Source organism: Massilia sp. BHUDP2, from assembly GCF_046236355.1.
Classification (GTDB): Bacteria; Pseudomonadota; Gammaproteobacteria; order Burkholderiales; family Burkholderiaceae_D; genus Telluria; species Telluria varians.
In genome coordinates, this window is record NZ_JBJUVW010000001.1 from 966,782 (window position 1) to 990,583 (window position 23,802).

19 protein-coding genes are annotated in these 23,802 nt (G+C 65.8%); 7 read left to right on the plus strand and 12 right to left on the minus strand.

All coding sequences use genetic code 11. The annotated features are described in order from the left end of the window. The first annotated feature begins 178 nt into the window (after positions 1-178). The 3 genes from edd to ACK6C6_RS04280 are packed head-to-tail and all read left to right on the plus strand — an operon-like array spanning position 179 to position 3,292. The gene (gene edd, locus ACK6C6_RS04270) at positions 179-2,098 is read left to right on the plus strand and encodes a phosphogluconate dehydratase (RefSeq protein ID WP_209588875.1); all 1,920 of its coding nucleotides are present in this window, start codon (positions 179-181) and stop codon (positions 2,096-2,098) included. Beyond that, positions 2,095-2,718, plus strand: a complete 624-nt coding sequence (gene eda, locus ACK6C6_RS04275; protein WP_209588876.1) for a bifunctional 4-hydroxy-2-oxoglutarate aldolase/2-dehydro-3-deoxy-phosphogluconate aldolase — start codon at positions 2,095-2,097, stop codon at positions 2,716-2,718. The genes edd and eda overlap by 4 nt, the downstream gene beginning before the upstream one ends. Before the next feature lie 31 nt (positions 2,719-2,749). Then, a complete protein-coding gene (locus ACK6C6_RS04280) occupies positions 2,750-3,292 on the plus strand; it encodes a Rhs element Vgr protein (protein ID WP_409266069.1) in 543 nt (180 codons plus the stop codon). Positions 3,293-3,702: 410 nt separating this feature from the next. Here ACK6C6_RS04280 and ACK6C6_RS04285 read toward each other — a convergent pair whose 3' ends face one another. The 7 genes from ACK6C6_RS04285 to ACK6C6_RS04315 all read right to left on the minus strand — a co-directional run bounded on the left by ACK6C6_RS04285 (position 3,703) and on the right by ACK6C6_RS04315 (position 10,667). Then, positions 3,703-3,927: a hypothetical protein gene (locus ACK6C6_RS04285; protein WP_409266070.1), complete on the minus strand. Its 225-nt coding sequence runs from the start codon at positions 3,925-3,927 to the stop codon at positions 3,703-3,705. Between the two features lie 208 nt (positions 3,928-4,135). Further along, on the minus strand, positions 4,136-4,627 hold the full coding sequence (locus ACK6C6_RS04290) for an Hcp family type VI secretion system effector (RefSeq protein ID WP_409266072.1): 492 nt from the start codon (positions 4,625-4,627) through the stop codon (positions 4,136-4,138). Positions 4,628-4,797: 170 nt separating this feature from the next. Further along, positions 4,798-6,432, minus strand: coding sequence for a methyl-accepting chemotaxis protein (locus tag ACK6C6_RS04295; protein ID WP_409266073.1), 1,635 nt, complete (start codon positions 6,430-6,432; stop codon positions 4,798-4,800). Between the two features lie 221 nt (positions 6,433-6,653). After that, positions 6,654-7,466: a hypothetical protein gene (locus tag ACK6C6_RS04300; RefSeq protein WP_409266074.1), complete on the minus strand. Its 813-nt coding sequence runs from the start codon at positions 7,464-7,466 to the stop codon at positions 6,654-6,656. A 2-nt stretch (positions 7,467-7,468) separates the two neighbouring features. Continuing rightward, on the minus strand, positions 7,469-8,692 hold the full coding sequence (locus tag ACK6C6_RS04305) for an ABC transporter permease (protein ID WP_409266076.1): 1,224 nt from the start codon (positions 8,690-8,692) through the stop codon (positions 7,469-7,471). Further along, positions 8,689-9,441, minus strand: a complete 753-nt coding sequence (locus tag ACK6C6_RS04310) for an ABC transporter ATP-binding protein (RefSeq protein WP_409266077.1) — start codon at positions 9,439-9,441, stop codon at positions 8,689-8,691. The genes ACK6C6_RS04305 and ACK6C6_RS04310 overlap by 4 nt, the downstream gene beginning before the upstream one ends. Continuing rightward, complete coding sequence (locus tag ACK6C6_RS04315) at positions 9,438-10,667, minus strand: efflux RND transporter periplasmic adaptor subunit (protein ID WP_409266079.1); 1,230 nt, start codon at positions 10,665-10,667, stop codon at positions 9,438-9,440. Before ACK6C6_RS04315 ends, ACK6C6_RS04310 begins: the two co-directional genes overlap by 4 nt. A gap of 166 nt (positions 10,668-10,833) precedes the next feature. Between ACK6C6_RS04315 and rpiA the strand changes: the two genes are divergently transcribed. Then, positions 10,834-11,511 (plus strand): ribose-5-phosphate isomerase RpiA, encoded by a 678-nt coding sequence (gene rpiA, locus ACK6C6_RS04320; protein WP_409266080.1) that lies wholly within the window; start codon positions 10,834-10,836, stop codon positions 11,509-11,511. Positions 11,512-11,522: 11 nt separating this feature from the next. Next, entirely contained in the window at positions 11,523-11,855 is a 333-nt protein-coding gene (locus ACK6C6_RS04325; RefSeq protein ID WP_409266082.1) for a hypothetical protein, read from the plus strand. Between the two features lie 46 nt (positions 11,856-11,901). Here the strand turns inward: ACK6C6_RS04325 and ACK6C6_RS04330 are convergent, their stop codons facing one another. After that, entirely contained in the window at positions 11,902-12,177 is a 276-nt protein-coding gene (locus ACK6C6_RS04330) for an oxidative damage protection protein (protein ID WP_027864371.1), read from the minus strand. Positions 12,178-12,228: 51 nt separating this feature from the next. Continuing rightward, a complete protein-coding gene (argA, locus tag ACK6C6_RS04335) occupies positions 12,229-13,542 on the minus strand; it encodes an amino-acid N-acetyltransferase (protein ID WP_027864370.1) in 1,314 nt (437 codons plus the stop codon). A gap of 55 nt (positions 13,543-13,597) precedes the next feature. Here argA and hrpA point away from each other — a divergent pair, with 55 nt between their 5' ends. Continuing rightward, positions 13,598-17,779: an ATP-dependent RNA helicase HrpA gene (hrpA, locus tag ACK6C6_RS04340; protein ID WP_409266083.1), complete on the plus strand. Its 4,182-nt coding sequence runs from the start codon at positions 13,598-13,600 to the stop codon at positions 17,777-17,779. 166 nt (positions 17,780-17,945) lie between these two features. Here the strand turns inward: hrpA and ACK6C6_RS04345 are convergent, their stop codons facing one another. Both ACK6C6_RS04345 and ACK6C6_RS04350 read right to left on the minus strand, forming a co-directional pair. Next, complete coding sequence (locus ACK6C6_RS04345; RefSeq protein ID WP_409266084.1) at positions 17,946-18,620, minus strand: PRC-barrel domain-containing protein; 675 nt, start codon at positions 18,618-18,620, stop codon at positions 17,946-17,948. A gap of 367 nt (positions 18,621-18,987) precedes the next feature. Further along, positions 18,988-20,016 carry an SDR family oxidoreductase gene (locus ACK6C6_RS04350; protein WP_409266085.1) on the minus strand — a complete coding sequence of 343 codons (1,029 nt, stop codon included), beginning with the start codon at positions 20,014-20,016 and terminating at the stop codon, positions 18,988-18,990. A 151-nt stretch (positions 20,017-20,167) separates the two neighbouring features. Between ACK6C6_RS04350 and ACK6C6_RS04355 the strand changes: the two genes are divergently transcribed. Further along, positions 20,168-20,782 (plus strand): TetR/AcrR family transcriptional regulator, encoded by a 615-nt coding sequence (locus ACK6C6_RS04355; protein ID WP_027864366.1) that lies wholly within the window; start codon positions 20,168-20,170, stop codon positions 20,780-20,782. Between the two features lie 200 nt (positions 20,783-20,982). Here the strand turns inward: ACK6C6_RS04355 and ACK6C6_RS04360 are convergent, their stop codons facing one another. Beyond that, complete coding sequence (locus ACK6C6_RS04360) at positions 20,983-23,796, minus strand: Hsp70 family protein (protein WP_409266086.1); 2,814 nt, start codon at positions 23,794-23,796, stop codon at positions 20,983-20,985. Positions 23,797-23,802 lie beyond the last annotated feature (6 nt).

Here is a 23,802-nt window from a genome sequence, read left to right on the forward strand (position 1 = left end):
TACAGGATGCGTGCGTAAATTCACTACATAAAAGAGTAGCAGCTTCACCACGCATCTCGTTGTCGGGTTCGTCGATGTTCGGGCGAGCTCTCTCTACAGGCAGGCCAAAAATGGCTTGGCTGCGTCCCTTTCAAATCTGTAGTAAAATTTCAGGTACTAAATTTACGAAGGAACGATCATGGCGCTGCACCCCGTAGTCGAACAGGTAACGAACCGGATCATCAAGCGAAGCCGCCCATCGCGCGCGGCCTACCTCGCGCATATGGAAGCCGCCCGCGTGCAGGGCGTGCAGCGCGGGGCGCTGTCGTGCACCAACCTCGCGCACGGCTTCGCCGCCTTCCCGGCCAACGACAAGCTCAAGCTGAAGGAATACAAGAAGCCGTCGGTAGCGATCGTCTCGTCCTACAACGACATGCTGTCGGCGCACCAGCCCTTCGAAACCTTCCCGGCGGTGATCAAGGACGCCGTGCGTGAAGTCGACGCCGTGGCCCAGTTCGCGGGCGGCGTGCCGGCCATGTGCGACGGCGTGACCCAGGGCCAGCCGGGCATGGAACTGTCGCTGTTCTCGCGCGACACCATCGCCATGGCGACCGCCGTGGCGATGTCGCACAACATGTTCGACGCGGCCCTCTACCTGGGCATCTGCGACAAGATCGTGCCGGGCCTCCTGATCGGCGCGCTGCACTTCGGCCACATCCCGGGCATCTTCGTGCCGGGCGGCCCGATGACCACCGGTATCTCGAACAAGGAAAAGGCGGCCGTCCGCCAGCGCTACGCCAAGGGCGAAGCCACCCGCGAGGAGCTGCTGGAGAACGAGTCGGCGTCCTACCACGGCGCGGGCACCTGCACCTTCTACGGCACCGCCAACAGCAACCAGATGCTGATGGAGATGATGGGCCTGCACATGCCGGGCTCCGCCTTCATCACCCCGGGCACGCCGCTGCGCGACGCGCTGACGAAAGCCGCTGCCCAGCAGGCCGTCGCGATCTCGCAGCAGGGCGGCCAGTACATGCCGATCGGGCACATCGTGGACGAGAAGAGCATCGTCAACGCCATCGTCGCGCTGCACGCGACCGGCGGCTCGACCAACCACACCCTGCACCTGATCGCCATCGCCCGCGCAGCAGGCATCGTGGTCGACTGGAACGACTTCGACGAGCTGTCGAAAGTCGTGCCTTCGCTGACCAGGATCTACCCGAACGGCGAAGCCGACGTGAACCACTTCCAGGCCGCCGGCGGCCCGGGCTTCGTGATCCGCGAGCTGCTCGACGCCGGCCTGGCGCACGAAGACGTCAACACCATCCTCGGCCGCGGCCTGCGCGCGCACTGCAAGGAGCCCTTCCTGGGCGAAGACGGCAAGGTCGTGTTCCGCGACGTGGCCGAAAAGAGCGGCGACGAAGCCGTGCTGCGCCCGGCCGGCAATCCGTTCGCCAACAACGGCGGCATGGTGCTGGTGCAGGGCAACCTGGGCCGCGCCGTGATGAAGATCTCGGCGGTCAAGCCCGAGTACCACGTGGTGGAAGCGCCGGCGATCACCTTCGACTCGCAGGAAGACTTCATGCAGCGCTACAAGGACGGCCTCTTGAACCGCGACTTCGTGGCCGTGATCCGCTTCCAGGGCCCGCGCGCCAACGGCATGCCGGAACTGCACGCGCTGACCCCGGCGCTGTCGAACCTGCAGGATGCCGGCTTCAAGGTGGCGATGGTCACCGACGGCCGCATGTCGGGCGCGTCCGGCAAGGTGCCGGCGGCGATCCACGTGTCGCCCGAGATCCTGGCCGGCGGTCCGCTCGGCCTGGTGCGCGACGGCGACATCATCCGCGTCGACGCCACCAGCGGCACCCTGGAAGCGCTGGTGACCGACACCGTGTGGGCCGCGCGCGGCATGGCCAGCGCCGACCTGTCGAAGAGCCACATCGGCATGGGCCGCGAACTGTTCGCGATGTTCCGTTCCCATTCCAGCCCGGCGGAGGAGGGGGCGGCAACGTTCCCGCTGCCATCGCCGATCCAGACCACCGTGCCGCTGCACGACGGTATCCAGACCGATGAAGTGCAGCCCGGTTCCGACGAAGACTTTCTCTTTAGGACGCAGAAATGACTTTACTTGAAATCATGCGCTCGGCGAGCGTGATCCCTGTCATCGCCATCGACGATCCGGCGCACGCCGTGCCGCTGGCCAAGGCCCTGGTGGCAGGCGGCATCCGCGTGCTGGAAGTGACGCTGCGTACCGAACACGGCCTGCAGGCGATCCGCGACATGAGCACCGTCGAAGGCGCGATCGTCGGCGTCGGCACCCTGACCCAGCCTGAAGAATTTGCCGCGTCGCGCGACGCGGGCGCGGTGTTCGGCGTCTCGCCGGGCCTGACCGCGGCCATGATCGAGGCAGCGAAAAAGAGCGGCCTGCCGCTGCTGCCGGGCGTGATGACCCCGTCGGAAGTGATGGCTGCGCGCGAGCACGGCTTCAAGCAGCTGAAGCTGTTCCCGGCGGTGCCGGCGGGCGGCGTGGGTATGCTCAACGCCATCGCCGGCCCGCTGCCGGACGTGACCTTCTGCCCGACCGGCGGCATCTCGATCGAGACCGCGCCGAAGTTCCTGGCCTGTAAGAACGTGGCCTGCGTGGGCGGTTCGTGGCTGACGCCGAAGGACCTGATCGCCAGCGGCGACTGGGCCGGGATCACCGAACTGGCGAAAGCGGCTTCCGCGCTGCGTGCTGCCTGAACCTTCCATGCAACGCCCTCGTTCCCGGCCCTTGACCGAGAACGAGATCGCGATGGCGTCGCTGCTGTTTCGCGACGCCATCGACTACAGCCGCGTCCGTATTCACGGCCGGCGCTACATGCCCTTCCAGCCGAAGAACTGCTGCATGACGCCGAACGGCAGCATGTACTTTCACCGGTCCTGCTTTCTTCCCGATTACTCGCGCGGCGATCCCGGCGCCATCCACTGGTTCATGCATGAGATGGTGCATGTGTGGCAGCACCAGCTGGGGTATCCGGTGCGGATGCGCGGGGCGGTGCGTCTCGGACTGTCGTATGCCTACACGCTGCGCGAGGGCGCGACGCTGGCCGACTACAACATGGAAGCGCAGGGCGACCTGCTGGCCGATTACTTCGTGCTGAAATTCCTGCGCCGGCCCGGCGCCATGCGCCAGGAGCGTTATCGCGACAACTTGGCGCTGTATGAACGGGTGCTGGCGGATTTTCTGGCCGATCCGTCCAGCTTGGCGAATCTGTCGCGCGGGTCTGGCCGCGGTCTGCTGAATCTGAGGCGCCTGGCAAGACGTGGGGCTTGATCTGCAAATTATGTGCGACGGTTCCTTGGCCGCCACACTAACACTGTGATGAACCCCGCAGCGATAGAGCGATAGACAATCCAGACGAACGCCTTTTCGACGTAGATGTCAGGCGCTACGACACCAAGCCCGAACCAGATAAGCACACCTACCAAGAAGGTAATTGCAAGCGAAGTGAGAGTGCGTCTCATGCAGCCGCTCCTAAGTTCTCCTTCGAGCTGCGGCTTTCAACAGCAGATATTCCGAGAACCAGAGAGTGATAAAGGTGACGGCGGTCGCAGCGAGCGAGGAATAAAAGATGATGGCACCTGCGGTTTCGACATATAGGTCGGGCGCGCACAGAATGATGGACAGCCAGACAGCGAAGCAGACCAGAAAACCGGCGCCGAGGGAAAGTAGAATTCTCCGGGTCATGCGAAAGGCTCCATAGAGGGACAATTCAAGTAGACACCGGCGTTGCTACCGCCAGCCCGCAATACTTCTTCCACAAACGTGGCGCAATTGTTAATCAATATGCCCCACAGCCATCGCTTGTTGATCAGTTCATGCAGCTTGCTATGGGCACCATCAGGGTTGGGCTGCTTGACAATCCAGCGGCGAATTTCCCGTTTGTTATTCTCTTTCAAGTACCGCATGTAGCCACTCTCGTGCATGAACTTGGGCACTTTGTAACCGCCGGGCTATGTGGAAGTACCAAGAATCGCCCACATGAAGTAGCGCATGGCCACAGAAGTTAGGACCATCGCCCGATACAATGACAGCACAAGTGTGTTTGAAGTCGGATGTGTGGACCGGGCAGATAAGCATTTCTTCGCCTTCATACTTGGGCATCATCGCCTCCGCTCAGCAGGCCCGGTGGGCGCTGCAATCCCAGCCGCCTGTGGAATTGCCCTGCGTGCCGCCACGGATGCTTTGCTTCACATAAGCCCACTTGATTTTGGCGTACGCTAGCTGGACGCGCTCTGTGATAATTCCTGCGTCACCGCTATCTGGCGTGATGCTGGCAATCAGAAGGTTTTCCAGCTCAATCCGAAAGTAGGGAATCGGGTTGCCATTGCTGTCTGCCCTCATGAATTCAAAAGTCGCCTTGCCGATGGTCTTACCTGCTGCACAAGTTTGCAGAAGGACCGGGGAAGCAATGTCTGCAAGCTTCTTGAAGCTGATTGGGAACAGGTCGGCTCTACCGCTTGTCAAGCCGCCAGCTGTGGACACGGTTTCAGCTCTAGGCTGGTGAACTGCATACATGACGTTCGAAACTTCCAGCCAATCTTTGTGCTTCTGGTCCGTCGATTCGCCCTTGATTCCGTCAATTTGCAAGTAAGCGTCGTTCGCCATTGATGCCCCCGTTGTAGCTTAAAGGGCGATTCTTGCCTAGCCAAACAGAGCGGTATTTGGTTTGAGACAGGAAGCAGAACGACGAAGATCAACGGGCCGTTCAACGGGTGCAGCCTACACCGCGGGCCGTCGCGCTGGCTAGTGCCGACCGGCCGAGGACCGAGATAGCTTCAGGCGGCAGTCTGGTCGTAGTCCAGGGCCAGGCGCGGGGGCAGGCGCGTAACGCCAGCCGACGCCGTGTGGGCGCCGTGCGCGCCATCGCCAATATCGAACACGCGCACCAGTTCCGCCAGCGCCAGGGCCTGCTCCTGCATCGAGGCCGCCGCCGCGGCGGCTTGCTCGACCAGCGCGGCATTCTGCTGGGTCACGCCGTCCATCTGGACGATGGCGGCATTGACCTGCTCGATGCCGACCGTCTGCTCGGTGCTGGCGCCGGCGATCTCGGACATGATGTTGGTCACGCGCGCGATGCCGTCCACGATGTCGTGCATGGTGTCGCCGGCCTCGTCGACCAGGCGCCCGCCGGCGCCAACCTTGTCCACCGAATCGGCGATCAGGAGCCGGATTTCCTTGGCCGCCGCGGCCGAGCGCTGGGCCAGGTTGCGCACTTCGGAGGCGACCACCGCGAAACCGCGCCCCTGTTCGCCGGCACGCGCCGCTTCCACGGCCGCGTTCAGCGCCAGGATGTTGGTCTGGAAGGCGATGCCGTCGATGACGCCGATGATGTCGGCGATTTTCTTCGAGGAGGCGCTGATCGAGGCCATGGTGCTCACTACCTGCGCCACCACCTCGCCGCCGCGGGTGGCCAGCTGCGACGCCTGCCGCGCCAGCAGGTTGGCTTCCTGCGCGTTGTCGGCGTTCAGGCGCACGGTGCCGGTCAGCTCTTCCATCGAGGAGGCGGTCTCCTCCAGCGACGCGGCCTGCTGCTCGGTGCGGCTTGATAAGTCGAGGTTGCCGGCGGCGATCTCCTGCGAGGCGCCGACGATGGTCTCGGTGCCGGCGCGTACCGCACTGACGGTCTTGAGCAGGCTGGCGTTCATGGCCTGCAGCGCACCCATCAGTTCGCCGATCTCGTCGTGCGATTCGATCCGGATGTCGGCGCTCAGGTCGCCCGACGCGACGCGCCGCGCGACGCGCACGGCGCCTGCCAGCGGGTGCGTGATGCTGCGCGTGAGGACCCAGCCGAACAGTGCGGCGCTGATCAGCGCGAAGGCGCCGACGCCGAGCAGCACGCGTCGTCCTGTCACTTGCAGGGCGTCGATGTCGGCCTGGGCCCGTTCCGACAGCCCGGTCTGGTAGGTCACCATCTCTTCCACCGAGGCGATATAGGCACGCATCTGGGGAGCGACCTTGTCCTTAAACAAGGCCTGGACCTCGGGATGCTCGCCGCCGAGCTCGGCCTTGCGTTCGAAGCCGGCGTCGCCCAGCGCATACCAGCTGCGGTCGTTCTCGAGCGCCCGCTCCAGCAGGGCCTTGCCCTCCGGCGTATCGACCATGGCCTGCAGTTGCTCCTGTACCTTTGCCACCTTGGCGCGGGCGGTCCCGATCCGCTCGTCGTAGTACTGGTCGTCGCCCGGCACGTTGCTCCTGAGCTTGGCAACGAAGCGGACGCTGTTGGCGGAGACGCCTTCGAGCCAGTCCTTGGCGAGCGTCGTCTGGCGGGCCGTCTGCGCCATGACGTCCTTGGCATGCGAGATGCGCTCGAGTTGCCACAGCATGCTGGCGAGCATGACCGCCATGAGGAGAATCACCGCTGCGAAAGCGCCACCCAGCCGGGTGCCGATCTTGAGATTGTTGATTTTCATGATGCCCTAGTCAGAAAACGTTTTATTTGTAGAATGAGTATTCCAGAACTTTTCATCAAGAATAAACGTTAAAGGACGGTGCGGGCACACCAGGCATCAAATTATCTTGAGCATTGTTGCATTGAAGAAACGAAAACTTGCCGATGAATTAAGTTTTCACAGGGGCAGATCGGTGACGAGCGCAGCAGGAGCGGGCGGCAAGCCGGAGCGCCGCCGGACCTTCAATCCCCCTTGATCACTTCCTTGAGCGTGACGATGTCCAGCTTTCCCACGAAAGCGATCTGCGCCTTGCCCGCGCGCACGGCGGCGTCATACTTCAGCACCTGACAGGCGCCGTCGGGAATCGTCGTGGCTGGCCGGCCATCGACTTCGATGCGGCCGGGGCCACCCAGGAAGCAGGCGCGCAAGGCGTTGTGGCCGTGGCGCCGGATCTCGCGCAGGTCGTAGCGGTAGGTGGGAATCTGTCTCTGGACGTAGCTGACTTCCTCGAGCGCTTTCGCGAACTCGGCGTACGAGAGCGTTTGCGTGGGCGGAACCCTGACTTTCCACGCGACGCTCATCTTGCCTTTCTGGGTCTGGGTGTTGAACATGATTGTGCCCAGTTCCAGCATTCCCAGCTTCACTTTCGGCAGCAGGAAGTAGCCGCCGCGGCGGACCGGGACGACCTGGTCGAGTTCATCCCCGACGATGGCGACCGCCCAGGAGTCCGGCGCGAACAAGTCCTTCTCCGCTTCGCTCTTGGCGACGAACTCGACCCGGCCCAGCAGGTCGATCGCGCGCGGTTCCGGCGGCAGCAGCGACTGCAGGTAGGTCTGGATCAGGAAGAAGGGCTTGTAGGGCAGGTCGCCGCGGTTGGTCTTGCGGTGGACGTGGACCGGCGCCTGCTCGTCCAGCTGCAGGCCGGCCGCCCCTGCCTTCCCCAAGGCACCCTCGCGGGCGACGGCCTCGGGTGGGACGGTGGCGAAGGCGGTGAACACCATCAATGCCGCCAACGCCGCGACAGGCCGCGTGGCGGGATCGTACAACTTCTTCATGTCTACTCGTAGCGCAAGCAATCCACCGGCAGCAGGCGCGAAGCCCGGCGCGCCGGATAGAATCCGAAGAACACCCCCACGGCCGTGGCAAAGCCGCAGGCCACCAGCACGCCCTGGAAGGTCAGGTACACGTCGAACTTGCCGGTCGAGGTGATCGCCGCCGCCCCGGCCGCCGCGATCGCCACGCCCACCAGGCCGCCGGCCACGCAGATCACCACCGACTCCGCCAGGAACTGCAGCAGCACCGCGCGCGGCCGTGCGCCGATGGCCATGCGGATGCCGATCTCGCGGGTCCGTTCGGTGACCGACACCAGCATGATGTTCATGATGCCGATGCCGCCCACCAGCAACGAGATCGCGCCGATCAGGCCGAGCAGCATGGCGACGCCGGCGCTGATCGTGTTGGCGGTCTCCGCGAACGAGGCCATGTTCTGCACCTTGAAATCATCGGGGCTGTCGAGGCGGATGCGGTGGCGAGCGCGCAGGGTTTCCTTGACGTCTTCCTCCGCCTCCTTGAGCGACATGTCGGGCCGTCCCTGGGCCGCGATGTAGTGCACGTTCTGCGGGAAGGGCATCTTGATCAGGTTGGCGCTGGCCGCCGTGATCGGTATCAGCACGAATTCCGAGATGTCGGATCCGTCGATCTGCTTGCCTTCGCCGGCCAGCACGCCGATCACCTGGAAGGCGACGTTCTCGATGCGGATGTACTGCCCCAGCGGATCGGTCTTGTAGAAGAACTGGTCGGCGATCTTCTGGCCGATCACCACCATGCGGCTCGATGCGCGCACGTCCGCTTCGCTGAAGATGTTGCCCTGGTCGAGCTTCCAGTTGCGGATCTTGAACATGGCCGGGGTCACGCCGTGCACCTGGCTGTTCAGGTTCTCGTTGCCCGCGCTGAGCTTGAAGTTGCCCTGCAGCGCAGGCGCAGCGCCGACCAGGCTGGGCAGGTCGTTGAGCGCGGCCGCATCGTGGATCGACAGCGAAGGCACCGCGCCGGCGCGGGCGCGCTGGGCGGTGGTGCGGTCGCCGCCCGGGAACACGTACAGCATGTTGGTGCCGAGCTGCTGCAGTTCCTTGCCGATGAAGCGCTGCATGCTGTCGCCGATCGCCAGCAGCAGGACCACGGACGCGATGCCGATCACGATGCCGAGCATGGTCAGGGCCGTGCGCAGGCGGTTGGCCGCCATCGAGCGGAAGGATTCGATCAGTACCTGGATGAAGTTCATGCCGGCACCTCAGCGTGGTTCGTGCTCAGCTGGCGCAGGCCCTCGGCGGATGGGCCGTCGTACAGCACGCGGCCATCCTTCAGGCGCACCAGGCGGCGGCTGTAGGCGGCGACGTCGGCCTCGTGGGTGACGAGCACGATGGTGATGCCGCGCTCCTTGTTCAGTTGCTGGAAGCTGGACATGATGTCGTCGCTCGTTTGCGTATCGAGGTTGCCGGTCGGTTCGTCCGCCAGCAGCAGGGGCGGGTCGGTGGCCAGGGCGCGGGCGATCGCCACGCGCTGCTGCTGGCCGCCGGAGAGCTGGCTCGGGGTGCGCTTGGCCAAGCCGCCCAGTCCGACGCGCTCGAGCTCCTGCAGCGCGCGCGCATGCGCCTTGCCGCGGCCCCAGCCGCCGTAGATCAGCGGCAGCGCCACGTTCTCGGCCACGCTCATCCGCTTGATCAGGTTAAAGCTCTGGAACACGAAGCCGATCGCGCGGTTGCGGATGTCGGCCAGCTGGGCGCGCGACAGTGAGCGCGTGTCGGCGCCGTCGAGCAGGTAGCTGCCGCCGGTGGCCTGGTCGAGGCAGCCGAGGATGTTCATCAGGGTCGACTTGCCGGAACCGGACTGGCCCATGATGGAAACGAAGTCGCCGCGCGCCACCTGCAGGTCGATCCCGTGCAGCACGCGGGTCTCGACGCTGCCGCTGACGTAGGACTTGGTGACGCCGCGGATATCGATCAATGAAGAAGAAGTCACGTCGGCGCTCACATGTCCTCTTTCGGCTGCGCCAGCGTGCGCGTGACGACCTGGTCGCCCGCCTTCAGGCCGCCGGACACCACTTCGGTATAGCGGAAGTTCGACAGGCCGACGCGGATGTCGACCGGCTGCGGCTGGTTCTTCGCGTCCAGGCGGTAGACCTTGTACTGGCGCGCGGTCTCGTTGGCGGTGCGGAAGGCGAGGTCGTCGTCCTGGCTCGGTGGCGCGGCTTTTTGCGCCACCTGCTTGACGCTACCATCCTTGCCGGCCTTTTCCTGTTCCTGCTTGCGCAGCTTTTCCTGTTCCTCTTCCGGCAGCTGGAAGCGCAGCGCGGTGGTCGGGATGCGCAGCACGTTCGGGCGGTTGGCCACCACCAGGCGCACCTGCGCCGTCATGCCGGGTTTCAGCATCTCGTCCTGGTTGTCGACGTCGAGCACGACGTTGTAGGTGACCACGTTCTGCACCACGTTGGCGGCCAGGCGGAACTGGCGCATGGTGGCGTGGAATTCGCGGTCCGGGTAGGCGTCGACCACGAAGCGCGCCGGCAGGCCGTCCTTCAGGGCGCCGACGTCGGCTTCCGACACGCTGGTGTCGATCTGCATCTTGGTGAGGTCGCGGGCGATCTGGAACAGGTTCGGCGTGTTGAACGAGGCCGCCACGGTCTGGCCCAGGTCGATGGTGCGCTTGATGATGACGCCGTCGATCGGCGAGCGGATCACGCTGTTGTTCAGGTCCGCACGTGCGCGGTCGAGCTGGGCCTGGGCCAGCTGCACGTTGGCGCGGGCCACGTCCATCTCGCGGCGCGACTGATCGACCACGGTGCCGGAAACGAAGTTCTGCGCCATCAGCTGCTGGTTGCGCTGGTAGTTGGCCTCGGCCAGCTTCAGGTTGGCCATGGCGGACGCGCGGCTGGCTTCGAACTGGCGGATCTGGGCGTTGAAGATGGTCGGGTCGAGCTTGAGCAGCACCTGGCCCTTGGTCACGCGGTCGTTGAAGTCGGCGTTCAGCTCGACCACGGTGCCGGAGACCTGCGAGCCGACGTTCACCAGCGCGACCGGGTTGATGGTGCCGGTGGCGGTGACGGTCTGGTTGATGGCGCCCATGTCGACCGCCGCGGTGCGGTATTTCGATGGCGGCACTTTCGGCTCGCCCTTCGGCATCATCCAGGCAGCGGCCACGCCGCACACCACGATCACCCCGGCGGCGATCGCCACCCGCTTCTTCGTCAAGAGTTTCATTGTGCTGTTCTTTAACCTACGGAAAGACTTAGTGTGCTGTACGGATATCAGCTTGGCAATGCGTGATGCATCGACTGGCCAAACCATGCGACGAAGCGTCGTTTTCGAGGGGTGGACGGAGCGATCCGCTAAAATGGCGGCTTCCTTTTACCTCACTGACAGCATCATGACCCAGGACGAACTCAAGCAAGCCGTGGCGCGCGCCGCGATCGATTACGTGGTGGACGGCGAAATCATCGGCGTCGGCACCGGCTCGACGGCCAACTTCTTCATCGACGAACTGGCCAAGATCAAGGACCGCATCAAGGGCACCGTGGCTTCGTCCGAAGCGACGGCAAGCCGCCTGCGCGGCCATGGCATCCCCGTGTTCGACCTGAACGAGGTCAGCTCGATGGCGGTCTACATCGACGGCGCGGACGAGATCACCGCCAGCGGCGCCATGATCAAGGGCGGCGGCGCGGCGCTGACCCGCGAGAAGATCGTGGCGTCTGTAGCAAAGAAATTCGTGTGCATTGCGGACGGTTCGAAACTTGTCGAAACGTTGGGCAAGTTCCCGCTGCCGGTGGAGGTGATCCCGATGGCGCGTGCCTCGGTGATGCGCCAGCTGGCGCTGCTGGGCGGCGAGCCGCGCCTGCGCACCAAGGCGGGTTCGGATGAAGCCTTTATCACCGACAACGGCGGCGAGATCATCGACGTGGTCGGCCTGTCCATTACCGATCCGGTGGCGCTGGAAGAGCGGATCAACCAGATCGTCGGCGTGATCGCCGTCGGCCTGTTCGCCAAGGCCGGCGCGAACGTCTGCCTGCTGGGCACGCCCGAAGGCGTGAAGACCCTGACTTTCTGAGCGGAGAACGCATGAAGCACGCGCTGCTGCTGGTCGCCGTCCTGCTGGGCGGCTGTACGCTGTTCAAGAGCAAGGTGGAACCGGCCCCGGCGCCTGTGGCGGCCGCCAAGCTGGCGCCCCCCGGCCTGGCCGACCCGAACGGCACGCCGATCGAGCGCGTGCCCTTCAGGATCGGCGTGTCGTCGGCGACGGTCGAGAAGCTGGCGAAACAGCAAGGCTGCACGAGCGCGCAGGGCGCCGGTCTGGTGACCGAGCCGGGACCGGTGGAGGTTTACCGGATGCGCTGCGAGGATGGGAAGGTGTTCATGGCGCGCTGTGAATTGCGCCAGTGCGTGAAGATGTAGTGTGTTGCGTACGATGGACGGCGAAGCCGTCCATCGTACAAGAGCGTCAAGCCGCCGGCGGCACGTAGCCCTGCGCCTGGTCGGCAGCGCCGTCACCGAAGAAGTGACGTTCCATCTGCGTGGCCAGGTACTTGCGCGCGCGGTCGTCCGCCAGGTTCAGGCGGTTTTCGTTGATCAGCATGGTCTGGTGCTTCAGCCATGCCTGCCAGGCCTCTTTCGAGACCGACTGGTACAGCTTCTTGCCCATTTCGCCTGGTACCGGCGGGAAGTCCAGTCCTTCGGCTTCCTTGTTCAGTTTGATGCATTGGACGGTGCGGGCCATGGTATTGCTCCTGTATCTGTTAAGTACGCGCTAATGCGGGTCAGACCGACATTATAGAGTCTTGATGAAAACCTGTGACCGGCGCTGCCAGTTGTACATGTGCTGGCGGTCCTTGGGCAGGTCGTCCACCGTGGCCGGCACGAAGCCGCGCTTCTTGAACCAGTGCGAGGTGCGGGTGGTCAGCACGAACAGCTTGGTCAGGCCGGCCGCACGGGCGCGGTTCTCGATGTGCTTGAGGATGCGCTCGCCGTCGCCCTGGGTCTGGGCGTCCGGGCTTACGGTCAGGCAGGCCATTTCGCCCATCTTCGCTTCCGGGAAGGGGTAGAGCGCGGCGCAGCCGAAGATCACGCCGTCGTGGTCGATCACCGAGAACTGGTCGATCTCGCGCTCGATCAGCTCGCGGCCGCGGTACACCAGGGTGCCGTCGGCTTCCAGCGGTTCGATGAGCTTGATAATCCCGCCGACGTCCTCAATTGTGGCCTGGCGGAGACTCTCGAGGTTCTCGTGGCTGATCATGGTGCCGACGCCGTCGTGGGTGAACAGTTCGAGCAGGGCGGAGCCGTCCATCTCGAAGGGCACGATGTGGGCGCGGTCCACGCCGCTGTTGCAGGCCTTGATGGCATGCCGCAGGTAGAAAGCGGAATCGGGCGGCAGGAAACCGGCCTGCAGCACGGCTTCGGCCTGGTGCGAGGACAGTTCGCGGATCTCGGTCCCGGCCGCGTCGCTCATCATGCCGGTCTCGGTGATGAAGATCAGCTTGTCGGCGTGCAGCGCGATCGCGGCCGAGGCGGCCACGTCTTCCATGGTCAGGTTGAAGATCTCGCCGGTAGGCGAAAAGCCCAGCGGCGACAGCAGCACCAGGCTGTCCTCGGTCTGCAGGATCGGCTGGATCTTCTCGGCGACGATCTTGCGGGTCACGCCGGTGAGCTCGAAGTCGACGCCGTCGATCACGCCCAGCGGACGGGCAACGACGAAGTTGCCGGATACGATGCTGATCTGGGCATGCGACATCGGGGTGTTCGGCAGGCCCTGGCTGAAGGCGGCTTCGATGTCGAGACGCAATTCGCCGGCGGCTTCCTTCGCGCATTCGAGCGCGGCGGGGTCGGTGATCCGGACGCCGTTATGGAAGCGGCCTTCGACGTTACGCAGGGCGAGCTGCTCCGCTACCTGCGGGCGCGAGCCGTGCACCAGCACCAGGCGGATGCCGAGTCCCAGCAGCAGGGACAGGTCCTGGGCCAGCACCGGCAGGGCGCCGGCTGCGACCAGTTCGCCCGGGAAGGCGACGACGAAAGTCTTGCCGCCGAAGGTGTGAATGTATGGCGCGACAGAGCGCAGCCACTGGACGAATTGGGTAGGATTTTCCATTTGCCGCATTATAATTCGCTGCGCGTTGTGCGCACCAAATACCTTGTAAAAATCAATGTCTGAACAGAGTAACAAGCCTTCGCCTCAGCAGGCGCGCGCCGCATCCCGGAACACTTCCGCTACCGATCCACGCAATGGGCGGCCGGAGGGCGAGACCCGTGCGCCAATGACGCAGACGCGCGATGGCGAACTGCAGACCAAGCACGCGGGTAGCAGTGAGAACCGCGGGCCGCGCCGCGCGCCGCCGCCGCGCAACGACAATGGCCGGCGTCCGGCGAACGGGCAGGGCGGCGCCAAGCCGCCGCGCGAGCGTGCCGAGCGTGCGCCGCGTGAGGATGAGCGCACGCCTTTCCGCAACCCGCTCCCGCCCATCACCTTCCCCGAAGACCTGCCGGTTTCGAGCCGCCGCGCCGAGATCGCGAAGGCGGTGAGCGAGAACCAGGTGGTGATCGTGTCGGGCGAAACCGGTTCCGGCAAAACCACCCAGCTGCCGAAGATCTGCCTGGAGCTCGGCCGCGGCCAGAAGGGCCTGATCGGCCACACCCAGCCGCGCCGTATCGCCGCATCGAGCACCGCCAAGCGCATCGCGCAGGAACTCGGCTCGCCGCTGGGCGAGCACGTGGGCTTCAAGGTGCGCTTCAACGACACCCTGTCGAAGGGCGCCTCGGTCAAGCTGATGACCGACGGTATCCTGCTGGCCGAAACGCAGACCGACCCGCTGCTGCGCGCCTACGACACGATCATCATCGACGAAGCGCACGAGCGCAGCCTGAACATCGACTTCCTGCTCGGCTACCTGAAGCAGCTGCTGCCGCGCCGTCCGGACCTGAAGGTGATCATCACCTCGGCGACCATCGATGCCGAGCGCTTCGCGCGCCATTTCGGCACGCCGGACAAGCCCGCGCCCGTCATCGAAGTCTCGGGTCGCCTGTACAAGGTGGAGGTGCGATATCGTCCGGTGGACCGCGACCCGGTAACAAGCACCAATGCCAAGCCCGGCGAACCGGCGCCGAAGGCGCAAGTCGCGCGCGAAAAGCGCGACCTGATGGAAGCGGTGGTCGACGCCGTCGATGAGCTGTGCCGCATCGGTTCGGGGGACGTGCTGGTGTTCCTGCCGGGCGAGCGCGAGATCCGCGACTGCGCGGAAAGCCTGCGCAAGCACCATCCGCCGCACGTCGAGATCCTGCCCCTGTTCGCCCGCCTGTCGGTGGAGGAACAGGACCGCGTGTTCAAGACCACCAATGCGCGCCGCATCGTGCTGGCCACCAACGTGGCCGAGACCTCGCTGACCGTGCCGGGCATCCGCTACGTGGTCGACACGGGCCTGGCGCGCGTCAAACGCTACAGCTTCCGCAACAAGGTCGAGCAGCTGCAGATCGAGCCGGTGGCGCAATCCTCGGCCAACCAGCGCGCCGGCCGCTGCGGCCGCGTGGCCGACGGCGTCTGCATCCGTCTGTTCGAGGAGGACGATTTCAACAAGCGTCCGAAGTTCGCGGATCCGGAGATCCTGCGTTCCTCGCTGGCATCGGTCATCCTGCGCATGAAGTCGCTGCACCTGACCGACGTCGAGACCTTCCCCTTCATCGAGCCGCCGCAGGGCCGCGCGATCGCCGACGGCTACCAGCTGCTGCAGGAAGTCGGCGCGGTCGACGATGCGAACGAATTGACCCCGCTGGGCAGGAAGCTGGCCAAGCTGCCGCTCGACCCGCGCGTGGGCCGCATGATCCTGGCGGCCGTGGACAACGATTGCCTGACCGAGATGCTGATCGTGGCCTCGGCGCTGTCCACGCAAGACCCGCGCGACCGCCCGATCGAGTACCAGCAGCAGGCCGACGAGAAGCACAAGAAGTTCGCCGACGAGAAGTCCGAGTTCCTCAGCTACCTGAAGATCTGGGCCTGGTTCGAGGATGCCATCGCGCACAAGAAGTCGAACCGCCAGCTGCAGGAGAACTGCCGCGCCAACTTCCTGTCGCAGCTGCGCCTGCGTGAGTGGCGCGACGTGCATTCGCAGCTGCTCACCGTGGCGCGCGAGCAGGGCTGGCGCCTGAATGCCGCGCCGGCCACCTACGACCAGCTGCACATGGCCCTGCTCACCGGCCTGCTCGGCAACATCGGCTTCAAGGCCGAGGACGAGCCGGTGTTCCTGGGCGCGCGCGGCATCAAGTTCCACATCTGGCCGGGTTCCTACCTCGCCAAGAAGCCGGGACGCTGGGTGATGGCGGCCGAACTGGTCGAGACCGCGCGCCTGTACGCGCGCACCATCGCGCAGATCCAGCCGGAATGGGTGGAGAAGATCGGCGCGCACCTGCTCAAGAAATCCTGGGGCGAGCCGCGCTGGGAAAAGCGCCAGGCCCAAGTGACGGCGCTCGAGCGCGCAACCCTGTACGGCATCGTCGTGTACAGCAACCGCCGCATCAACTACAGCCAGCACAACCCGCTTGAAGCGCGCGAGATCTTCATCCGCGACGCGCTGGTGGCGGGCGACTACGAGACGCGCGCGCCTTTCTACGCGCACAACCACAAGCTGGTGCGCGAGATCGAGAACCTCGAGCACAAGTCGCGGCGCCTCGACGTGCTGGTGGACGAGCAGCTGATCGCCGCCTTCTATGACAAGGAAATCCCGCACACGGTCGTGAACGGCGCGGGTTTCGAGAAGTGGTACAAGGACGCCTCGCGCGACAACCCGAAGCTCTTGTTCCTGGTTCGTGAAGAGCTGATGCGGCACGAGGCGGCCGGCGTCACCACCGAGCTGTTCCCGAAGACGATGAACGTCACCGGCATCGAGATGGGCCTGAGCTATCACTTCGAACCGGGCAGCCCGCGCGACGGCGTGACCCTGGCGGTGCCGCTGTTTGCGCTGAACCAGATTCCCCAGGAGCGTGCGGGCTGGCTGGTGCCGGGCATGCTGAAGGAGAAGGTGCACCTGCTGCTCAAATCCCTGCCGCAGAAGCTGCGCCGCCATTGCGTGCCGCTGCCGGAGTACGCGGCCAAGTTCTTCGAGCGCCACCAGGACCCGCTGCGCTTCGCCAAGGGCGACCTGGTCGACGCCCTGATCGCCGACATCCACATGCACACCAGTGCGCGCGTGCTCACGGGCGACTTCAAGCTCGAGACCCTGCCGGCGCACCTGTTCATGAACTTCAAGGTGATCGACGAGCACGGGCGCCAGCTCGACATGGGCCGCAACCTGGCGACCCTGCAGGCCGAGCTGGGCGGCCAGGCGCGCCAGAGCTTCCAGAAGATGGCGGAAGCCACGCCGACGGCCGCGCCTGCGAAGCTGCAGGCGGCGCCGGCCGCTCCTGTTCCGGCAAAGGGGAAGGGCAATGCGCCGGTCACGAAATCGGCTGGCCAGGCATCAGGCGCCGCGCCCGCTGCGCCGGCAGCGATCCAGCACACGGGTCTTACCACCTGGAGCTTCGGCGAGCTGCCGGAACTGCTGGAGATCACGCAGGGCAAGCTGACCCTGATCGGCTTCCCGGCGCTGGTGGACAAGGGCACGCACTGCGACCTGGAAGTGTTCGACGACCCGAACGTGGCGGCGCGCACCCACCGCATCGGCCTGCGCCGCCTGTTCGCGCTGCAGCTGAAGGACCAGCTGAAATTCGCCGAGAAGAACATCCCCGGCCTGCAAGGGATGGGCATGCAGTTCATGAGCGTGGGCACGCAGGAAGACCTGCGCGACCAGATCATCGCCAAGGCGATCGACATCGCCTGCCTGCAGGACCCGCTGCCGATCAACTCCGGAGAGTTCAACAAGCGCAAGGACGAGGGCAAGGGGCGCATCGGCCTCCTGATCAACGAGATCGCGCGCCTGGTGGGCTCGATCCTGGCGGAGTTCCACGGCATGCCGAAGCGCATCCAGAGCCTGCCGCCGGCGGTGCAGCAGGACATCCAATCGCAGCTGCAGGGGCTGATCCACAAGCGCTTCATCGCGGACAACGAGTACAGTCAGCTGGCGCACTTCCCGCGCTACCTGAAGGCGATCAATGTGCGTATCGAGAAGCTGCGCGGCAATCCCTCGCGCGACGCCCAGCTGATGGCGGAGTGGCAGAACGCGGCCAGCCAGTTCCAGCGCACGCTCAAGAACCAGGCCGGCAAGAACAACGACCCGCGCATGACCGAGTTCCGCTGGATGCTGGAGGAACTGCGGGTGTCGTTGTTCGCGCAGGAGCTGCGCACGCCGATGCCGGTGTCGGCCAAGCGCCTGCAGAAGGTGTGGGAATCGATGATTCGCTAGCGGAGTAGTAGGGTGGTCGGCTCTGCCGACCGCGCGTTCAAAATTCGCTTGAATATCCACATTGTGTGATTAATCGAGTGGTTTAAGCCGGTATTAATCACGCTTCGTGAATGCACAGGAAAGTTGAGCGCGCGGACGGCGAAGCCGTCTACCCTACAACCCCGCATCAGCCGATATTGCTGCCGCGGATACGGCTCAGGTCCTTGTCGTCCCCATCATGCCCGGGCCGCGGATCGGCGCTGCCGCCGACGCCGTAGGAGTCGCCATGCACGCTCCCCGAGCCGACGCTGGCGCCCAGGCTGCTGCCGGCGCCGCCGGTGCTGCCGGCCGATCCGGCTCCCATGCTGGAGCCCATGCCGCTGCCCATTGCGGAGCTGCTGCCGGCGCCGCCCACCATGCCGCCCATCGTCGTGCCCGGCCCCATGCTGGGCGCGCCGGAGCGCTGCGAATCGGTGCCGTAGAAGCTGTGGATGCCGCTGGCCCAGTTCAGGTCGCTCATGTCGGGCCAGGCGTCCTTGTCGAAGCCGGGCGCGTTCTTCAGCCTTTCCTTGTCCACGTTGAGCACCATGCGCTTGTTTACAGTGTCCAGGTGCAGGGCCTGCCAGGGCACGGCGAACAGCTTTTCGCCCAGGCCGAGGAAGCCGCCGAAGCCCAGCACCGCATAGGCGACCTGGCCGGTCTGCATGTCGAGCATGATTTCCTTGATGTCGCCGAGGTCTTCCTCCTGCGCGTTGACGACGCTGTCTCCGATCAGCGTGTCGGCGCCCATCAGCGCAGGGCCGGGGCCGGTGCTGCGGGTGTTCCTGTACATGCCATATTTGTCACGATCTGCGTAGCTCATCGCACACCTCCTAGGTCGTTGGTTGGCCACGAAGCAGGGTAGAACGCAGCCCTGCTGGTCGCATGATATGGCGCAATCGTGCGAGGGCGCGCGCGCCAGGCGACGGTCTCCCTGCGCGCTATGCGAGTTAGCGCACAGAACAGTATTTGCAGCATGGTTATTGTGCTAAGTAATGTTTCGGAGAGAAAAGAAATGACCGTCAATTCGCGCTGCAACTATACCGGCCTGTTCAGCCAACGCATTCCGACCCGCTCGATCACGAACACCGTCGCTTCCTTTTTCGCCCGCCTGAGCTGGTTCGGCCGCCGCTGAACCGGGGCGCAGCGCGCGGGCTGGCCCCAGCCCGCGCGCCAGTCTCAGGGCCCCGTCAAGGGTTGCCGCCGCCGCCCGATACGCCGTAGACGTGCGCGGTGGTGTAGCTCGACTCGTCCGAGGCCAGGGTCACATAGGTGGCCGCCAGCTCGGCCGGCTGACCCGGCCGCTTCATCGGCGTGTCGCCACCGAAGCTCTTCAGGTTCTCCTGCGTCTGGCCACCCGATACCTGCAAGGGCGTCCACACTGGCCCCGGCGCCACCGCATTCACCCGGATCCCTTTCGATGCCAGCTGCTTGGCCAGCGACTTGGTCATCGCCACCTCGGCCGCCTTCGTCATGGAATAGTCCAGCAGGTTCTCCGATGGATCGTAGGCCTGCTGCGAAGCGGTGTTGATGATGCAGCTGCCCGGCTTGAGGTACGGCAGCGCGGCCTTGGTGATCCAGAACATCGCATACACATTGGTCTTGAAGGTCCAGTCGAAATCGGCCGTCGAGATATCGAGGATCGAGTTGGCCGACTTCTGGCGCGAGGCGTTGTTGACCAGGATGTCGAGCCCGCCCAGCTGGCGCACGGCTTCGTCCACCAGTTTGCGGCAGAAGGCTTCGTCGCGGATGTCGCCGGGGATGGCGACCGCCTTGCGGCCGGCCTGCCGGATCAGCTGCACCACCTCCTGGGCATCCGGCTCCTCGGCCGGCAGGTAGTTGATGGCCACGTCCGCGCCTTCGCGCGCAAAGGCGATCACGGCGGCGCGGCCGATGCCCGAATCGCCGCCCGTCACCAGGGCCTTGCGTCCGGCCAGGCGTCCGCTGCCGCGGTAGGTGGTTTCGCCATGGTCCGGGCGCGGCGTCATCTTGCTGGCCAGGCCCGGCCAGGGCTGCTCCTGCTTGGGGAAGGGTGGGGCCGGGTAGCGCATCGCCGCTTCGCGGGCCCGGCCTGGCGGCGGCTGATTGGCGGCGCCGGCCTGCTGGGCCATTGCGGGAACGGCGGCGGCACCGGCCGCGAGGCCGGTGGCGACGGTGCTGACGAAGCGGCGGCGCGAAGGTTCCACGGTCTCGCCGTTTTGCTTATTATCCGAATCCATTTTTTCTCCTGAAGGTAATGGGATGCATTCCTGCTGGCCTCATCTGGCGCAACGATGGTAGCCATGATTGGCAAGGCGGGGCATTCGCTAGCTCTAAGGAAAAAAACTAAATAATCCTTGTTGTTTCGCACACCTGTGCTAAAGTGACTTCATGAACACGACTGCCAAAAGCGAAGCCACCTACGCGACGATCCTCACGGCCGCCTACGACATGGCCGCTGGCGAGGGCATCGGCAAGGTATCGCTGGGCGAGCTATCCAAGCGCACCGGCATCAGCAAGAGCGGCGTGTTTTCGCGCGTCGGCTCGCTCGAAGCCCTGCAGGCCGCGGTGCTGGACGAATACGACCGCCGCTTCAGCGAGGAAGTGTTCGTGCCGGCGCTGCAGGCGCCGCGCGGCCTGCCGCGCCTGACGATGCAGGTCGAGCTGTGGCTGAAGAAGATCGGCAACGAGACCGCGCGCGGGGGCTGCCTGTACACCGCCGGCGCCTTCGAGTTCGACGACGTGCCCGGACCGCTGCGCGACCGCATCGAGGCCGGGGTGACGCGCTGGCGCGCCTCGCTGCGCAAGACGGTGCTGCAGGCGATGGAAGCCGGGCACCTGCGGCCCGACACCGAACCCGAGCAGCTGGTGTTCGAGATCTACAGCCTGGCGATCGGGGTGATGCACGACGCGCGCTTCCTGCGCGCGAACGCGGTGCCGCGGCGGGCGCAGCGGGCGTTCAACCGCCTGATATCAACCTATAAGAGCTTTAACGATCTGGAGTAGGGATGGGCAAAGCGGGACCGGCCACGCCTGTCCCTTTTTTTGAACTGATTTCGCACACCTGTGCGAAATCGAGCTGAGCTGAAGGAGTCGATCATGTCTGCGTTCTGGTTGCTGCTGGTTCCCGTTGCGGGGTTTGCGTGGTTCAGCGTACGTGCCGTGATGTGCGCGCTGCCGAAGTCGAACGAGGATTTCGTGTTTTGCTAGCGCAGCAGCTTGAGTCCCGGCGGCAGTGCATCGCCCAGCATGCGGGTCTCGACGGCCTGGTCGAGTTCGACCACCTCGCGCACCATGGCCGACCAGCTGGCTGGCGCGCCGCTGGACGACAGGCGCCGCAGCACCTCGTCGCGGACCGCCTGGCCGATGTCGCGCGAGCGGTCGCCGGTCATGCGGGCGATGTGGGCGGCGGCAAAACCGGCCGGCTCGATCTTCTTCCAGTCGAGCTGCAGGAGCTGGCCCAGCCAGCTTTCGGCGGAGGCGCTGGGCGCCACCTCGTGGGCGGCGCCGTGGAAGGATTGGCGCGCACCCACGCGTCCCAGGGCCCACAGGTAGCGTCCGTAGCGCGCCGCGGCGCGCGCATCGATCTTGGCGGCTGGCGGCATCTCCATGATCTGCTGGACGAGCCAGTCGCCGATCTCGGCCTTGTAGGCGGACGGGATGCGCTCCAGCGAGGCGCCGACGCGCAGCATGTCGTCCTCGCTGCCGTCCACCAGCGTCACCGGACGGCGGCCGCGCTCGGATTCGTCGGCCTGCAGGTTGAAGGCGAAGTCGTCGAGCAGGCGTAGTTGGGCTTCGACGGAGAGGCCGCCGGCCACGCGCCGCCACAGCGTCCACCATTCGGCGCGCACCTGGCTGTCCTTGTGGTACTGGACACCTAGCTCGAACATCGCCCACAGCTGCTCGATGCGCCATTCGTCGAGCGGATGGCCGAAGCCGGGACGCAGGCAGTAGCCGGCCAGGTTCAGCCACACGCGCTCGTGCTCGGCGGAGCGGCGGCGGCCCCTGGCGCGCGCCAGCAGGGCGTCGAACAGGCGGCGCAGCAGCGGCGTGGTCCAGCGTTCGCGTCCGCCCAGCAGGTGTTCGAGCGAGGCGCGCAGCTGGCGCACCTCGCGCGGGTCGACCTGCTGCGAGCGGTTGCCGAAGATGCGGTCGATGCGTGCGATGGCGTCGTCCAGTTCCAGCGGCAGATTGAGGTCCTCGGTTGGCTCCTCATCTTGTGCACGCAGCTGGAACTCGAGGCGCCAGCGCTGGGTCGCGTCTTCCTCGGCCACGCAGAAGACCTCGAGCGTGCCTACCTCGGACAGTACCGTGGCCAGCTGCACCGGAATGTCGGTGCTGCGCTTGCTGCGCAGGACCGTCGAGATGGCGGGCAGGCGCACGATGTCGGCCGCCGGCAGGTCGAGCAAGTCGCCCGGCTGCGGCAGTACGCCGCCCGGGTCGGCGGTCATTGAAACCAGGTGGAAGCGCACCGGCCGCCCCAGGCGCAGGGCGAAGCTGCGGCCCGCCAGGCGGACTTCTTCACCGGCGGGGGCGCCGCGTGGCAGCAGGCAGACCGCGCGCAGCGTGTCGCCGGATTGCTGCGCGTCGAGCAGCAGGTAGTAGTTGCGCGCCGAGCCGCTTTCGATCGACGGCGCCTGGCCGGCGCGCGCCAGCGAGTAGGCGACACCGCCGCGCGCCACCGCCACGTCCGGGTCCTGGTTGTGTAGCACCTGCACGGGCGCGCCGCGCCAGTGCGACAGCACGTTCGCCAGGCGCTGGGCCAGCGCCGCGCCGCGGAACACGCCGCCGTTGAGCAGCAGGGTGTCCGGCACCGGCAGCGCGCCGTCATCCTCAGTGTCGTCCACCTTGCCGAGCGCTTCGCGCGCGGCCTGCGCATGCTGGCGCAGGAAACCGGCGAGGTGGCGCGTGATCGCCGGATCGCTCGCATACGGCAGGCCGAATTCGACGATGCCGGCTCTGGCGCGCTTGGCCGGCTCCTGCGCTTCGTTCGGCGGCAGGAAGCCGTCGAGCACGATGCGCTGCACGTCCTCGCGCGTGATGGTGGCCGAGCGGCTGCCGCCGATCAGGCGCGAGCCGCTGCCCAGCAGGGTCACGTTCACCTGTTCCGGCGCATCGGGAGCAAGCAGCTGTTCCTTCGCCGCGCGGCAGCGTTCCGTCAGCTGTGCAAGACGGCCGGCGGACAGGCGTTCGGGATTGCCCAGGCGCGATTCGGCCAGGTGCGCCAGCGCCAGGTCCATGTTGTCGCCGCCAAGGATCAAATGGTTGCCCACGCCGATGCGCGTGAGCTTCGGCTGGCCGTCTTCTCCCAGCTCGACCTTGACCAGGCTGAAGTCGGTGGTGCCGCCGCCGACGTCGGCCACCAGCACCAGGCGCGTCTGGGCCAGGTCCTGGGCCAGGCTGGCGCGGTGGCGGTACAGCCAGTCATAGAGGGCAGCCTGCGGTTCCTCCAGCAGGCGCAGCTCGGGCAGGCCGGCCATGCGCGCCGCTTCGAGCGTGAGCGCACGTGCGCCCTCGTCGAAGGAGGCGGGCACGGTGAGGACGATCTGCTGGGCTTCCAGCGGCGCGGTGGTAAAGCGCCGGTTCCAGGCCGCGCGCAGGTGCGCCAGGTAGCTGGCGCTGGCCGCGACCGGCGAGACCTTGGCCACGTCCGCATCCTCGGCGCCCCAGGGCAGGATGGGCGCCATGCGGTCCACGCCCGCATGCGACAGCCAGCTCTTGGCGCTGGCCACCAGCCGTCCGGGCGTCTGCGCGCCCAGCAAGCGCGCCAGCCGGCCCACGGCGACGCGTTCGACGCCGGCCGGGTCCTGCTGGCTCCAGGGGAGCTGGAGTTCGCCGGGGGCGAGTTCGCCCTCGGCGGGGTGATAGCGCATCGAGGGCAGCAGCGGCGCCGCGGCAACTTCGCCGGGCGCCACCAGCTGCTCGATCGCCAGCAGATCGACCTCTGCCGCGCCGGGCAGGGCGTAGGCGAGCACCGTATTCGTGGTGCCCAGGTCGATGCTGACGAGGTATTGCGTCACTGCGGC